Origin of the sequence: Chitinilyticum piscinae (assembly GCF_015223195.1) — a bacterium.
Lineage (GTDB): Bacteria > Pseudomonadota > Gammaproteobacteria > Burkholderiales > Chitinibacteraceae > Chitinilyticum > Chitinilyticum piscinae.
Window position 1 is genome coordinate 53,128 of sequence record NZ_JADFUA010000004.1, and the last position, 15,307, is coordinate 68,434.

Genomic DNA, 15,307 nt, shown 5'->3' on the forward strand with positions numbered 1-15,307 from the left:
ATGAACGAAGCCCGATTACTCCGCTATTCGATTGCCGACGTTGAACGCGATACCGGCGTGAGCAAGGAATTGCTGCGCCAGTGGGAGCGTCGCTATGGGTATCCGCAGCCAGGCCGCGATGAGCATGGCGACCGCAGCTATACCCCGGACGATGTTGCCACGCTGAAGCTGCTGCGCCAGCTGATCGATCACGGCGGCCGGCCGCGCAAGCTGGTCGGCCTGCCGCTGCCCGAGCTGGAAGCCGAGTGGGTTAAGCTGGCTGTGCCCCCCCCAGAAAACGCAGCGGCTAGCGGTGCCGAGCCCTTGCTGGCGCACCTGCGCGGCAGCGATGCCGAGGCCGTGCGCGCTTACCTGCGCCTGCAGCTGCAGCGACAAGGGCTGGCAGGTTTTCTGCTGCAGGCCATGGCTCCCATCAGTATTGCGGTGGGCGAGGCCTGGGCGCGCGGCGAACTGGCCGTGCATCAGGAGCACCTCTATACCGAGGCCATCAAGGTCGTGCTGCGCGAGGAGATCGGGCGGCTGCCGGCGACGCGGCAGGCCCCGCGCGTGATGCTCACCACCATCCCGGGCGAGGCGCACAGCCTTGGGCTGTTGATGGTTGAAGGCCTGCTGCGCCTAAATGGCTGCGAATGCGTGTCCTTTGGCGTGGAAATGCCGTTCGAGGAAATCCTGCGTGCCAGCGAACGCTATGGCGTCGACATTCTGGTGCTGTCTTTCAGCGCCAACTGCACCCCCACCGACGCCTCCATCGCCTTGCTAGGTCTGCGGCAGGCGCTGGCCGCGTCGGTGACCATCTGGGCGGGCGGAGCAGGGCTGCGCGGCGTGCAGTTGCCGGTACCCGGCCTGCAGATTTTTGATCGCCTCGATGCCATCGCCCCGGCTGTGGCTGAGTGGCGTACGCGTGCCTGAACGCGGCTCGAGGTAACGCTCTGGCCGCTGCAGAGCACACGCAGCGCATTTTCTGCGCGCCTGGAGTTCAGTGGGCGAGCTGACGGAAATTGGCAGAGTTGTGATGTTTTTCCGTGGCATGATGGACCCAATTGTCAGCCCCGGAAAAGAAATGCGCGTCATTCAGCTTGCCCTTGCTAGCCTTTTGCTCCTGTGCATCCCGGCACAGGCCATGCCGCTTGCCAGCCGCCCCAGCGAAAGCGGGCCCGCCAGTGCAAACTGGGAACCCGTCGCAGCCCAAAACGGTGAATCTTTGCTGCACTGGTCCGTACCCGCTGGCCGTCGTGGCAGGCCGGAGCGGGCCACACAGGCGGTGTTGCTGGTGCCCTTGCCGGCAAGTGATGTGCAGGCCCGCCTTGCCGGGGTACTCAAGCGCGAAGGATTCAGGTTGCAGGAAACCACCGCCGTTCTGCTGGATAGTCAAGCCGGGTTTGGCGGAAGGGATCTGGCTGAGGGTGATCGCTGGTGGGGCTTGTATCTTTCGCATCATGCCGAAATCCTGCCCGAAGTCAGCGACGCCCGGCTTGATCCGTACTGGCAGAAAGGGCTTGCCAGCGGCGCCATCCTGCCGGCCGATCTTGAGGCGCTCAATCAGCGCCGCGTGCAGCAATTGCAAGGCAGTGTGCTTCGGGTTCCGGCCGCCAGGGCCGCAGCCGAACTGCGCAGCCCGCAAACCGTGTGGCAGGCCAGTCTGGAGCAGCGCTCGCGCTCTGGCGACCAGATACGCAGCGAAACCATCCGGATCTACGATGTCAGCCGCTTGCTGGGGGCAAGCTATACCGCAGTGACGCTCAGCCGCGAGGACAGCTACCGCAACCCGGACTACAACCCGTTCAAGATTGAGCTCTGCATGATGGGAGGCTGTGGCAAGTCAGCACGTTTGTCTTATAGGGTAGTGCCCTATGCCAGTCTGTCGCGCCTGCTGGCTGCGTTGCCAGCCGATACCCTGGTTGCTGATTCGCCGCTCTACTGGGCTAAGCCCGCGGCCGCTGCGCCTTTGCCCGATTATCGCGAAGTGCCTGCCGCGTCCGCTGCGGCGGTAGCGCTGGTCGGCGAGGGTTTTGACTGGGGTAACAAGAATGCCAGCCCTTCAGCCTTGCTGGTACTGCCAGACGGTGATCTGCTGCTGGCCGAGACCCGCCGCGCGACCGCTGCAGATTCAGATTCGTCGCATGTCAGTACTGTGTACCGCCATCGTTTTAGTAGCAGCGGCGTGCAGAGCCAGCAGCTGTGGCAGATCCCGAAGGAGAGCAGTTTCAGGCTGGCGCTGGCGCGCGATGGCAGAACCCTCTGGTTCAGTGCCCGCACCCGCGAAACGTTATACATGCAACGCTACGATCTGCAAAGTGGCGAGGTGTTCAGCCAGGCCATGCCGGGGGATGACGCAGACTGGTTTGTGTGGCAGCTCGATAGCGCGCAACTGCCGCGATTCTATGACGCGGTACCGGATTACCAAATCAGCCAGTGGCGCCCCGAGGGCGAGCCGCAGCAGCTGCTGGCCAAGACCCTGCGCGCGAATTTTTCCGGGCGGGAAGGCGTGGGCAAGCTGCAGCCCGTGTATGGGCACTTTACTGCCAGCGAGTGGGCTGCCGATGACTGGGGGCTGACCGAGCTGGATCTCGCCACTGGCATGACAATGCGCAGCATTCCCCTGCCGCAGGATGTACGCAGCAGCTACTGGACCGCGTCGGCGCTGGCCGCCCCGGATGCCGGCTGGATTGCCCGGCCGTGGCTGCGTGACGTGATTGAGGCAGATGGCGAACGGCGGCGTGGCTGGGGGGCGTATATCGTGGATACCCGGCTGGGTAAAATCCGTTTTTCAGCCGCACTGGATCAGCCTGGCAATGTGATGCCGGTCATGGCCCGCTCGGCCAACGGCCGCCTGCTGGCGCTGGGGCAGGAGTGGGATGGCAAGTTCAATAACCGCTTCGGGCTGTGGGATGTTGCCAAGGGGACCAGCCCGGTGAATCTGCAATTGCCGGCGGGAATCGGGAATGGCTATCTGCGGGGACTGGCTTTCTCGCCGGACGGGCGGTTTCTGTATGCGCTCAGCGACCGGTGGCTGGTGCGCTGGGCGCTGCCGGCAGCCTTGCAGGACAAGGCCCAGCCTGGAAACTGGCCGGCCGAAGGCTGGAAATCCTAGCGTCCCATCGGGGCTGGCCAGCGCAGGATGACAAGCAGCCTGGGAATAATGCGCAGCGAGCTCGCATAGAGTATCAGGACCAGGCAAATTGCCCCGGCAAGCAACATGGGCGTGCCGGCTGTCAGCACAATCACCATCAGCAGTACGACCCAGGCGGGCAGTGAAGCCAATGCGCTGGCCCAGAGCCAGCGCTCCCGCTGTTGTGCCAGTTGCGCCAGTACAAAGCGCAGTAAGGCATGGCCACCAAGCAGCAATGCAAACTGGCGGTTTGCTGCGCTGCTTTGATGTGCCATCTGCGCCATGGCCGGAGCCGCGATATAAAAGGCCCCGCTCACGAGCAGCGTACCCAGTGCCCACCAGCCATCCAGCCGGATGGCGTCAAACAGGGCACTGGCGGATTCGTCGTACAAGTCTAATGTCGGGCGGGGCATGGCAGCGTGCAGGGACAGTCGGGCTAAGCGTTATCGCGAGACTAGCAGAGCGCCTGCAGCAGGGCTTGACCGGGCTGGTACAATCGCCTTTTGTGTTTCATATGGAGTACTGCCGATGGCCGGATTGAAAGTGGCGCTGATTGGCGCAACCCCGACCTTTCTCGAATTGCTCGCCGACAGCGGGCTGGTGATCAGCGCACTCTATCCGCTGGCCGCCCAGGATGATGGCAGCCTGCTCGAGCATGGTGATGACGTATGGCCGGTGATTGGTCTGGATGATTTCGATTTTGCCGATGTCGACCTCTTGCTGTGCCTGGCGGATCCCGAACTGGCGCAAGCCGCGATTCCACAGGCGCTGGCGGCCGGCCTGACCGTGCTGGATGCCAGCAATGCCGGCGTGGCGGCTGGTGACAAGGGGCGGCTTTTGAGCCTGCCGCACATAGCCGCCTTGCAGCTGGCAAGGCCGCTGCAATCGCTGGCTGCAGCCGGTGGTATCGAGGCCGCCTCCGCCAGCGTTTTCCTGCCGGTATCGGCCAGCGGCCAGGCCGGTGTGGATGAACTCTCGGCACAGGTGCGCAGCCTGTTTGCCCATGGTGACATCAGCAGCAAGGTCTTTGCCAAGCGCATCGCCTTCAACTTGCTGCCGGATTTCTCCGCCGCATTGCGTGGCGGCATTGCCAGCCAGCTTGGCAAGATGACCGAAGGCCTGCAGCTGGATACGCTGCAGTTGATCCACATGCCGGTGTTCTACGGCATGAGTGCATCGCTGACCATGCGGCTGAAATCCGCCATGAGCGATGCGGAAGTGCGTGCGGCGCTGGCGGCCAATGAAGGGTTGCTGGTATTGCCCGAGGGCCAGCTGGTTGCTACGCAGGATGTCATCGGCGCGGACAAGGTCTGGGTCGGTGATGTGGCGCTGAGCGCCGATGGCCGTACGCTGCAGTTGTGGCTGCTGGCGGATAACAGCCGCCTGCAGGCGATGACCGTTCTGGCGGTTCTGCTGCAACTGGCGGCCAGCCGGCATTAAGCAGCGGGAGCGCAAAAGGGCCGGCAATGTCGGCCTTTTCATGCGTGTTTTACGACGTAGTCAGTCCGCGCTGCGGCTGCCCTTGCGGCGCAGCGCGCGCAGGGCAAAACGGCCCGGGTCGACGGCGTCCAGTAGCGCCCGATCCAGTGGCAGTGGCTCGCCACTCAGCTGGCTGGCAATCAGTTCGCCGGCCAGCATGCACCAGGTCAGCCCGCGCGCGCCGAAGCCCAGCGCGCCGTACAGCCCGGGCAGGCGCGCCAGTTGCCAGAGCTGATGCGCCGGGCTGTGCTGTTCACCGGGCACCGGCAGCGCGCCAATCAGGGGCAGGCGATCGGGAGAGGCCGGTCGCGGGCAGCAGCGCCAATCGTGCAGCGATATGCCTGCGACATCCAGATCGGGCAAGACCTTGCGCAAGCCCGCCAGATTGCGAGCGGCGGCCGTGGCTTCATCCTCGCCTGCAGCCAGTTCGGCTGCGCCGACGCAACGCAAACCCTGATAGGCAGGCGTGAGGTAGCTGGGGCCGGACAGGCTGAAGGGCGGCTCGGAGAGCTCGGTCGCGGGGATGCGGCTGACGACGCGCAGGCTGTCACTGAGCGGCAGCTCGGCCTGCGGGCAGAGCCGTGCTGCGGCCGTGGCGTTGGCCAGAATTACGGTCTCGCTTTCGCCCAGAGCGGTTTCATCGGTGCCGAGCAAGATCCAGCGCTCAGCGTTGCGCTGCAGGCGGGCAACCTGCTGCCCGGTCTTTACTGTAATGCCCGGATGCGCCAGTAATGCGCGGCACAACCCTGGCGGATGTATCCAGGCGGATGCTTTGTAAAATAAGCCTCCCGACGCAATACGATAGTGGGTATTCAGCTGCTCGGCTGTGACAAAGCGGGCCAGTTCATCGGGAATGGCAAGCTCGCTGCTGAGCGTTGCCATCAAGTCGAGTTGCTCGGCGTTCTTGGCGACCTGCAGCTGCCCCGGGTTGCCCCAGGGTACAGGAACATCACTCGAATCCAGCTGCCTGAGTACCTGCAAGGTGAGCGCACAGCCGGCGCGGGTCAGGCGTGCCTGCAGATTGTCATCTCGGCTGAAGGTCGGATGCATCAGCCCGACATGGTTGCCGGACGAGCCACTGGCAATCTGGCTGGCCTGCTCGAGGATCGTGACCTGCCAGCCGCGCCGGGCTAGCTGCCAGGCACAGGCCGCCCCGGCCATCCCGGCTCCGATCACAATGGCCTGGCGCGAAGCAGGGCGCGTTGGGCGGCGATTGCGCCATTGCGCTGCGATGGTACTTGTTCCGCGCAGCATCTGCCGTTTGCCGGCAAAGCCGGCCACACGCTCGACGCTGAAGCCGGCGGCGGTTAATCCCCGGCGCACATGTCCGGCCACGGTGTAGGTCGCCAGCGTGGTGTGATCATGAGCGAGCCGGCGCAGCTGCCGGTAGATCGGCTCGCACCAGAGCTCGGGATTCTTGTCCGGCGCAAAACCGTCCAGATAGATGGCATCGGCGGCCAGTTCCAGTTGTGGCAGCCAGTGGCCGGCTTCGCCAAGCACCAGCGTCAGGATGACTTTGCCACCCGCCAGTTCGACCCGGTGCACTCCGGGCGTCAGCCAGGGCCAGGCCGCACGCAGCGCTGCGGCTTCACTGGCAATCTCGGGGTAATGGGCATGCAGCTGCGCCAGGTCATCGCGCGTGAAGGGAAACTGCTCGATCGAAACAAAGTGGAGCCGTGCACAGCGCTGCGGATCTGCAGCCCAGGTCTGCCAGGTGGCGAGAAAACTCAAGCCCTGACCGAAACCGGTTTCCAGAATGGTGAAATGCTCGTGGCCGCGCCAGGCTGCGGGCAGCCCATTGCCGGCCATGAAGACCTCACGGGCCTGTGCGAGACCACCGCCACGCGAATGATAAATGTCGTCAAACTGGCTGGAATAGGGAACGCCTTCGCTACTGAGTTCAAGGCGGGCCGGAGTGATGGGCTGCATGGCGGAACGCGGAGGGACAATGGGTGGATTCTAGCCGTTTGTGTGCTGGGAGACATGCCTGATCATCGTCCGCAGCCGGCACGGCGCGCCGGCTGGTGCGACAAGGTGGCGTGAGGAGTGAACTGTGCCGTTTGCGGTATGACCCTGATCAGGGTTAAATGCCATATCTGCAGGCAAGATTGACTGCTAGTCTGCAGCAGCAAGGAATTGTGCCGCTTTTTTCCGATTACTACGGGGGTTGCTCGATGAGCTTTTTTCGCCAGCATGTGCGGAACCAGCTGGGCGAAGCACCGGCAACGCTACTCACGCTGACCGATCCGCCCGCCGAAGGACGCTCAGCCGCCGAGCAGGCCGGCCACCCGGGGCGTCTGCACCTCTGGCACCAGCAGCTTGCCGCCTGGGCTGGGGTGATCGCGGCCTGCCTGATGATCCCGCTGCATTTCCTCCTGGGGGGCGATTCCCCTCAACTGGCCATCTACAGTGTTTATCTGCTGGCCGGCGGCAGCTTTGCCACGCTGGCGCTGCTGCTGGATGGCCAACATGCCCAGCGGGCCATCTGGGCGCAGCGCCTGCTGGTCGCGGTTGTCGTACCGTGGCTGGCGGTACTGGCTGTCTCCGCCGAACAGCCGGCTTTTCCGCTGGTGCTGATTTTCTGGCCTCTGCTGGGGTTGTGGTTACTGATGCTGACCACCACACCGGGGCAGTGGCTGTTCTGCATGCTGCTGGCGCTACCGGCATTGACCGTGCTGACGGGACTCACCCACGGGCTGGATCGCAATCTGCTGGCGGCTGCCATGCTGCTGATTTTTATCGCGCTTCTGGCGACCAGCGTCCAGATGGCTCATCTGCGCCGGCGTGTGCGTGCCTTCCGGCAACGGGTCGCCGAGCGTGAGGCGCATCTGAATGCCCGTGCCGACAAGATGCGCAAACTGGCATTGCGCGATGCGCTGACCGGGCTTTCCAACCGCCTGCATCTGATTGCGCGGTTGCGCAAAGTGCTCGAAGATCGCCAGCGGCGCTATGAAGGGGCAACGCTGTTTCTGATCGATCTCGATTATTTCAAGCAGATCAATGACGAGCATGGCCATGATGCCGGTGATGCGGTGCTGATCGAAGTGGCGGCGCGATTGCGGCGCGTGGTGCGGCACGAAGATCTGGTGTGCCGGCTGGGCGGCGATGAGTTTGTGCTGCTGATCGAAGGCAAACTGCTGCAACAGCATGCCGAGCAGCTGGCCGACAAAATTCTGCATAGTTTCAGCCAGCCCTGTGTCTTCAATGGTGAGCCCCTGCCCATCGGCGGCAGTATCGGCATTGCCAGCCTGCACGCCGGGCTGAGCGAGCCCGAGAGCTGGCTGAAAGAAGCAGATGAAGCTATGTATATCGCCAAGCATGGCGGAAAGAATCGTTTTGCCGTGCATACCCCGGTGCGTAACTGAATGTTGCGTACACCGGGTGTGCAACATCACAGCCGTTACCAAGTAATCTCTGGGTAAAAGTTTGTGCGTGTTAGAGTAATTTTCAAAACAACACCACCGCGCAACCCCCAAGAGACATATCATGCAAAACCGTTACCACTGCGGCCATGCCGAGCACAAGCAGATTGCCGGTTCCGACTGGCATGCCAGCGCGATCCAGTTTCCTTGCCCTGCCTGCCTGAGAGCCATGGCCATCGGGCAGCGCAAGCACACGACTGCCTATGTCAATTTGCAACAGATCGGCGCGGCAATGGCATCCTTCGTCGTCGAGGTGAGCGATGCAACAGCCGCACTGGGCGAGTTGCTGTCAAGACAGGGGTATTGCAGCAGTTCGCCGGCGCGCGATGAGCTCACCCACGCGGCCGAAGCGGGCAGGGACGGGCAGGTCTGGCGCAAGGAGTATCACTTTGGCAGTGACACGCCGCCGCATTTCGTCATGGCGCTGATGCAGACCATCAAACAGGAAGTAACCATCCTGAGCGAATACTGCCCGGCACTGGACGGCGCCGTGGCGTTCATGGCCTTTCCACGGCGCAATGCAGATCTGGAGGCAAACCTGTTTGCCGAGCATGGTTCGCTTGAGGATGCCTGGCACGCCAGTGCGGCCATGCAGTAAGCCCCAGCATCCGCAGCTCTAGAGGCGGGATGCTGGGGACGTGTGTGCACTATTGCGCGAAAAGTTGCGTCCACAGTTCCCTGACTTTCTCCAGATGTCCGGCGAGGGCTTCCAGTTCCGCTGCGCCGGGCTTGCTGTCGTTCAGCCGCGCAGCGTGCTGCAAGCGGCGCAGTTCGCGGTAGGCATACCGGCTGGGCTCGGCGAGCTCCGCCGGTATCAGTCCGGCTTCACTGGCTACTCCCAGCAACGCAATGTTGCCGCTGTTGGCCGTGAGGGCCGGGCAGCGTGCGGCATGCGCCAGAATCAGGAACTGGACGATGAATTCGATATCCACAATGCCGCCGCGCAGATGCTTGACGTCATCGGGGTGCGCCGGATGGGTTTCCAGCATGCGTTCGCGCATCTGCTGCACTTCCTGCCGCAGCGCCTCGGCATCGCGCGGCAGTGAGAGGATTTCGCAGCGGAAGTGCTCGAACCACTGGCCGATCTGTCGGTCGCCAGCGGCAAAACGCGCCCGGCTGATGGCCTGATGTTCCCAGACCCAGGCGGATTTGTGCTGGTATTCGCTGAAGGCTTCCAGGCTCGATACGAGCAGGCCGGATGCGCCATTTGGCCGCAGGCGCAGATCAATGTCGTAGAGCATTCCCGCCGATGTCAGCGAGGTCAGCCAGCTGACAATCCGTTTGGCAAAGCGGGCGTAGATTTCCTGGGCATTCGGATCCGCGTCGTCGAACAGGAAGACGCAATCCAGATCCGAGCCATAACCCAGCTCCTTGCCGCCTAACTTGCCGTAGCCAATCACCGCGAAGGCCGGCGTTTCGCGGTGGCGCCCGGGCAGCTCGCGCCAGACTTCTTCCAGGGTCACCGAGAGAATCAGGTCGGCGAGGTCGGAGAGATGGTCGGAGACTTTCTCCAGCGTGAGCATGCCAGCGATGTCCTGTGCCACCAGCCGGAAAATCTGTGCGTGCTGGAAATGGCGCAGGCAATCCATCTTGCCTTCGGTATCGCCGTCGTATTCGCGGATATCCTCGCGCAGCCGTGCGCCCAGTACGGCCCAGTCGGGCTCCTGGTACAGCAGGCGCGCATCCAGCAATTCGTCCAGCAGGATGGGGTGGCGGGTCAGGTATTGGGATACCCAGGAGCTGGCGCTGTAGAGATCGGTCAGCCGGCGCAATGCCTGCGGATGCTCGGCCAACAGTGCCAGATACGATTCCCGCCGGCTCACGCTTTCGATCAGATCCAGCACGCGCAGCAGCGTCACATCCGGGCTGGGATAGTCGGCGGCAGTGTCGATCAGTGCCGGCAGGATGATGTCCAGCCGCTTGCGGCAGCGCTCGGGCATCTGTTGATAGCGGTTGCTTGAGGTATAGCTCTGCAGTCGGCGTATTACCTCGGCTGCATTGATATACCCTTTGCTTTCTAGGCGTTCGGCAGCCTGTTCATCCTGCAGGCTCGATAGATCCTGGCTGCTGTTGCTGCCTTCAACCGGGGACTGGCTGAACACCTGTTCGAACTGCCGCGCGACCTTGTCACGATGGTAGTTGAGCGCCACAAGAAAGCTGTCCCAGTCCGGGTAGTTCATGCTGCTGGCGATGCGTGCGCGGTCGGCCTCGCCGGACGGCAGCATCTGCGTCTGCGCGTCATCCAGATACATGATCCGGTGCTCCAGATCGCGCAGGAATACATAGGCGGCATCCAGATCGGCAACGGCTTCTTCCGGCAGGGTTCCCTGCTGGCCAAGTTCGCGCAGGATCACGCGGGTGGCGCGCTGGCGCAGGGCCTTGCTGCGCCCGCCGCGGATCAGCTGGAACACCTGGCCGATGAATTCGATCTCGCGGATGCCGCCTGGACCGAGCTTGATGTTGTCGAGCTTGTCGCGGCGCTGTACTTCGCGGCGGATCTGGCTGTGCAGGTCACGCATTGACTGATACGCGCCGTAGTCGAGGTATTTGCGGAACACGAAGGGCTGCACCAGTTCATCCAGCCCGGCGGCATCGCCGGAGAGGGCGCGTCCCTTGATCCAGGCGTAGCGTTCCCATTCCCGCCCCTGCGTGAGCAAGTAGTTTTCCAGCGCGGCAAACGAGCACACCAGCGGCCCGGAATCGCCAAAAGGACGCAGGCGCATGTCGACGCGAAACACGAAACCGTCGTCGGTGTTGTCACCGATAAGATTGATCAGGCGCTTGCCCTGCAGGGCGAAGAATTCATGATTGCTGATCTTGCGCGGACCGGTTGTTTCTCCGTCTTCCGGGTAGACGAAGATCAGGTCGATGTCACTGGAGACATTCAGCTCGCGCCCGCCCAGCTTGCCCATGCCGACGACGATCAGTTGCTGGCGAGTACTGCTGTCCTCGCCGATTGGTTCGCCATGGCGTTCATCGGGCTGGTTGAGCCAGTCCAGGGCTGCGGTGATGGCGACCTCGGCCAGGTCGCTGATGGTGGTCACGGCTTCTGGCAGATCGCTCAGACGTGCCAGCTCGCGGGCAATCAGTCTGGCCATCACCCGCTGGCGCAGCTGGCGCAAGCGCCGTTTCAGCTCCTCGTCGCTGTAGACCGGCGCCTGCGCCAGAAACGCCAGCATCTCTTCGCGCGAGAACGGCTGCCCGAACTGCTCCGATGTCAACGCCTGCAGCTCCGGGTAGCGGTAGAACAGGCGTTGCAGGTAAGTGCTGTGCGCCAGTGCGGGGGCCAGCAGATCAGGCTGGTCGTTATGCATTTCACTCATGGACAGGCCGCTTGCTTGCTAGAATACGGATTCCATAACCCTAACACAGGCACCGCTGATCTGGCTTGCCTGCACCGGTTCAAGCCATGCCTGATGTTACTGCGCAGCCCCGCGGCGGGCGGCGTATCCTTGAGCGTCTTTGCACCCTGAGCGCCACTGCGCGCCGCATCGTGGTCGCAGTGCTGATGCTGCTACTGTTGCTGCTGGTGACCCTTGCTGCTCTGTGGCAGTGGTGGGTCATTCCATCCGTTGACCGCTACCGCCCCTGGCTGGAATCCTCGATTTCCCGCCAGACCGGCCTGACTGCCCGTATTGGTAGTGTAGCGGCCGGTTGGGATGGCGTGCGCCCCGAACTATCGATCAACCGTTTTACCCTGCAAGGACGTCAGGGCCAATCGTTGCTTTCGCTGGAACGCATGACGACCAGTCTGTCGTGGTGGCGACTGTTGCTGGGGCAAGTACGCTTCAGCATGATCGAACTGGATTCGCCGGAGTTGACCCTGGTCCGCACCCGGGCTGGCCATTGGCAGTTGGGCGGCCGGGATGTTGCTGCCAGCGGCGATGCCGAAGGTGGCAATGAAGTACTCGACTGGCTGCTGCAGCAAGGCGGTGTCAGCATGAGCGGTGGGCGTTTGCGAGTGATTGACCAGCAGCGGCAACCGGCGCGTGAATTGCTGCTGGAGCGGGTCGATTTTGCCAGCAGCCAGTGGTTTGATTACCGGACCGTCAATCTGGGGATGAATCTGCCCGCAGGGCTGGGAGGGCGCATGAGCCTTTCCGGACGGGTGCATGGCAGTGATCCGCGCCGCCTCGATGACTGGTCGGGTACGCTGACGATGCAAATTCCTGATACCGATCTCGTTCGTCTTGGCGAGTGGCTCGCTTTGCTGCGCAGTCAGGAACGTGTGCGAGCCGGCCGTGGGCAGTTGCAACTGGGGATGACGTTTGCCGATGCCCGCCTGGAGCAGCTGGACGCCGAGCTGAAGGTCAGTGAGCTGAAGCTGGCCGGCACTCGGGATATTGTCACTTTTCCGCAGGTTGATGCTTCTTTCAGCTGGCAGGCAACCCGCAAGGGCGAGGTTATCCGCTTCGACGGGCGCCGTATCCGCACCGGCAGCGGCGAGGTTTGCTCCGGCTGCCGCATCGATTTTTCCCGTACGGATGAATCACGGCGTCTCGAGGCACGCAATGTGACCCTGGACGGATTCAACGAAGTACTGCCGCTGCTGCCACTGACATTACCTGCCGAGCTCGCGGGCGGTCGTTTTGCCGGCGATGTGCTGCGCTTGCAGCTGGATTGGCAGGGCGCAGCAGCAGCGGCAAGCAACTGGCAGGCTGAACTGGCGTTTCGCCGTCTCGGAGTAGATTTGCCTGCACTTGCAAGCGCATTCTCCGGCCTGGATGGAGAGATCCGGCTTACCCCGGAAAGTGGCGAGCTCAGCCTGAGCGGGCAGAGCGCAGCCTTGCGCTACCCCGCACAGTTTATCGATCCCCTGCAATTTACTACCCTGAAGCTGGCACTGGACTGGCAGCGCAAGGGCAAGGGCTGGCAGGTCGCACTCGGCGAGCTGCAACTGGCCAATCAGGATATGGCTGTCGATGCCGCCGGGCGCTACGAATGGCCAGGCCAGGGATTGGGACGCGTCATGCTTGACGGGCACATCCCGCGGATGCAGGCCGAGCGTGTCTACCGCTATCTGCCGCGGGTCATCGGTGATGAGACGCTGGACTGGTTGCGTAGCGCCTTGCGTGCCGGACAGGCCGAGCAGGGGGTAATTCACTGGCATGGCGAAGTGGCCGATTTTCCGCATCGGGATGACCGCAACGGGGTGTTCGAGATCAGCGCTCAGGCTCGGGGTGTCACCCTGTCCTATGCCGATGACTGGCCCGCGATCGGCGGCATCGATGGCAAACTCCGGTTTCGCGGCGTCGGAATGGAAATTACCGCACCACGTGCGAGCATTTCCGGTGTGGCACTGCAGGATGTGGTGACCCGGATCCCCGATCTGGAATACAGCCAGCATGTGTTGGTGAATGGCAAGGCTTCCGGTGTGCTGCAGAACTATCTGGCATTCCTCCTGCATAGCCCCTTGCAGGATGTCGGCGGTGGCATTCCGGCGACCCTCAAGGCTGAAGGCCAGGGCGAGCTGTCCCTGCAGCTGGATATACCGATTGATCGCATCGATGCTACCCAGGTCAAAGGCGGGCTCGTCTTCAGGGCAGAGCGGCTGGATTTCGGGCCGGAAGTTCCTTTGCTGCAGCAAGCCCAGGGCGAGCTGGAATTCGATGCCAGCCAGTTCAGGATCAAGTCGGCGCGCGCCCAGTTGTTGGGTGGACCGATTGCGATCAGTGGCGCCAGTGACAGCAAGGGCGGGATGAATTTTGCCCTGAACGGCGAGGCCCGCAGCGAGCAGGCACTGAAGCGGGAAGGCCTGCCAGCGCTGCTTGCTGGCGTGTTTGCATATCAGGGCAATCTGCAATTCCGCCCCGGCGGCTATGAACTGCTCCTGATGTCCTCGCTGAAAGGGGTGAGCAGCAAGCTGCCGGTGCCGTTGCGCAAGAGTGCGGAGACGGAGTTGCCGCTGCGGCTGAAGCTGGGCCGCAATGATGCCGGACGTTCGCTCTCGCTCTCGCTGGGAACGCTGTTACAGGCCGATCTCGATGGCCGCACTGCTCAGCCCTGGCGGGGGGTGATCGTTCTAGGTGCCCAGCCGCAACCTCTGCCCAAATCAGGCATCGCCATTGCCGGGGGCTGGTCGGAACTGGCAGTGCAGGACTGGCTGGAATGGTGGCAGGCTCAGGATTCAGCCGGGAGCAGCACGGCAATTGGGGTGATGCCCCGTGCTGCCGAACTCAATTTTGGGCGCATCACGGGTTGGGGACAGCAGTTGCAGGATGTAAAACTCGGCTTCTCGGATCTGGGGGCAGGCTGGTTACTGAAAGTCCAGAGTCGTCAGGCGAGCGGGCAGATTATCTCCGGGGGGGCCGGCAGGCCTTTGCAGGTACGTCTTGAACACCTGCAGTTGCCGCTGCCAGATAACCAGGGTGCGGTGGTGGTTGCCCGAGGCCCGGCTGCCAGCGTGTCTACCGGTGCTGCACGCAGTGACATGGCTGAACGGCTGATCTGGTCCGAAATCGATCTGCAGGTGGCCAGACTGATGCTCAAGGATGTAGCGCTGGGGCAGCTGACCCTGGCAGCCCGGGCCATTGGCAATGGCTGGGATTATCGCGAGCTGAGTCTGCAGAATGCTGATGGGCGTCTGGCCATGAGTGGTCAGTGGTTACCACGCGAACAGGTGCCCCACAGCAAGGCCCGTTTTACCCTGGAAAGCCCCGATCTGGGCAAGCTGCTGGCCCGGCTGGGCGAGCCGGATGCCTTGCGCCGTGCGCCGGCCAAGTTCTCGGGCGAGCTGAGCTGGACTGGCAGCAGCCCGATTCCGGATCTGGCATCGCTGGAAGGAAAGCTGCATCTGGATGTCGCATCCGGGCGTTTTGCCAAGGTGGAAACTGGCAGCGCCGCGCGGCTTTTGTCCATCCTGAGTCTGCAATCGCTGATCCGGCGAGTGCAGCTGGATTTCAACGATGTGGTGGCGGAAGGCATGGAGTTCGACAGCATCAAGGGCGATGCGGGTATCGAGCGCGGTGTGGTGCGCACTGCTAATCTCCTGATCGATAGTCCGGCCGCCTATGTGCGCTTCAGCGGCGAAGCCAATCTGGTGGCACGCACGCAGAACCTCAAGGTCAAAATTGTGCCGCGCGTGGGTGATACGGTGGCGATTGCCGCGACGGTGGTGAATCCGATTGCCGGGTTGGCGACGCTGGCGCTGGGCAAAGCCTTTGATGATCCTTTCGGCCAGATGATTTCGCAGGATTACACGGTAACCGGCTCGATGGCCGATCCGCAGGTTAAACGCATTCCCCGTCTCGAATTGCCGCGTGCACTGGGTGGGCAAGGCAATTCACAGGAACGATAG

Annotated in this window: 9 protein-coding genes; 6 read left to right on the top strand and 3 right to left on the bottom strand. The window is 62.9% G+C overall.

Annotated elements, in window-relative coordinates; genetic code table 11:
* Both INR99_RS08235 and INR99_RS08240 read left to right on the top strand, forming a co-directional pair.
* On the top strand, nucleotides 1–909 hold the full coding sequence (locus INR99_RS08235) for a MerR family transcriptional regulator (protein WP_194115863.1): 909 nt from the start codon (nucleotides 1–3) through the stop codon (nucleotides 907–909).
* 151 nt (nucleotides 910–1,060) lie between these two features.
* Complete coding sequence (locus tag INR99_RS08240; protein ID WP_194115864.1) at nucleotides 1,061–3,091, top strand: hypothetical protein; 2,031 nt, start codon at nucleotides 1,061–1,063, stop codon at nucleotides 3,089–3,091.
* On the opposite strand, the gene INR99_RS08245 is transcribed toward INR99_RS08240, so the two are convergent.
* Entirely contained in the window at nucleotides 3,088–3,522 is a 435-nt protein-coding gene (locus INR99_RS08245; RefSeq protein WP_194115865.1) for a hypothetical protein, read from the bottom strand. The two genes, INR99_RS08240 and INR99_RS08245, sit on opposite strands and share 4 nt — an antisense overlap.
* Nucleotides 3,523–3,637: 115 nt before the next feature.
* On the opposite strand from INR99_RS08245, the gene INR99_RS08250 reads away from it, so the two are divergent.
* The gene (locus INR99_RS08250) at nucleotides 3,638–4,549 is read left to right on the top strand and encodes an Asd/ArgC dimerization domain-containing protein (protein ID WP_194115866.1); all 912 of its coding nucleotides are present in this window, start codon (nucleotides 3,638–3,640) and stop codon (nucleotides 4,547–4,549) included.
* A gap of 60 nt (nucleotides 4,550–4,609) precedes the next feature.
* On the opposite strand, the gene mnmC is transcribed toward INR99_RS08250, so the two are convergent.
* Nucleotides 4,610–6,517, bottom strand: a complete 1,908-nt coding sequence (mnmC, locus tag INR99_RS08255) for a bifunctional tRNA (5-methylaminomethyl-2-thiouridine)(34)-methyltransferase MnmC2/FAD-dependent 5-carboxymethylaminomethyl-2-thiouridine(34) oxidoreductase MnmC1 (protein ID WP_194115867.1) — start codon at nucleotides 6,515–6,517, stop codon at nucleotides 4,610–4,612.
* 245 nt (nucleotides 6,518–6,762) lie between these two features.
* On the opposite strand from mnmC, the gene INR99_RS08260 reads away from it, so the two are divergent.
* Nucleotides 6,763–7,953 carry a GGDEF domain-containing protein gene (locus INR99_RS08260; protein WP_194115868.1) on the top strand — a complete coding sequence of 397 codons (1,191 nt, stop codon included), beginning with the start codon at nucleotides 6,763–6,765 and terminating at the stop codon, nucleotides 7,951–7,953.
* Between the two features lie 121 nt (nucleotides 7,954–8,074).
* A complete protein-coding gene (locus INR99_RS08265) occupies nucleotides 8,075–8,608 on the top strand; it encodes a hypothetical protein (RefSeq protein ID WP_194115869.1) in 534 nt (177 codons plus the stop codon).
* Nucleotides 8,609–8,657: 49 nt separating this feature from the next.
* Here INR99_RS08265 and glnE read toward each other — a convergent pair whose 3' ends face one another.
* On the bottom strand, nucleotides 8,658–11,333 hold the full coding sequence (gene glnE, locus INR99_RS08270; RefSeq protein ID WP_228098173.1) for a bifunctional [glutamate--ammonia ligase]-adenylyl-L-tyrosine phosphorylase/[glutamate--ammonia-ligase] adenylyltransferase: 2,676 nt from the start codon (nucleotides 11,331–11,333) through the stop codon (nucleotides 8,658–8,660).
* Nucleotides 11,334–11,419: 86 nt separating this feature from the next.
* Between glnE and INR99_RS08275 the strand changes: the two genes are divergently transcribed.
* Nucleotides 11,420–15,307, top strand: a complete 3,888-nt coding sequence (locus INR99_RS08275) for a YhdP family protein (protein ID WP_194115870.1) — start codon at nucleotides 11,420–11,422, stop codon at nucleotides 15,305–15,307.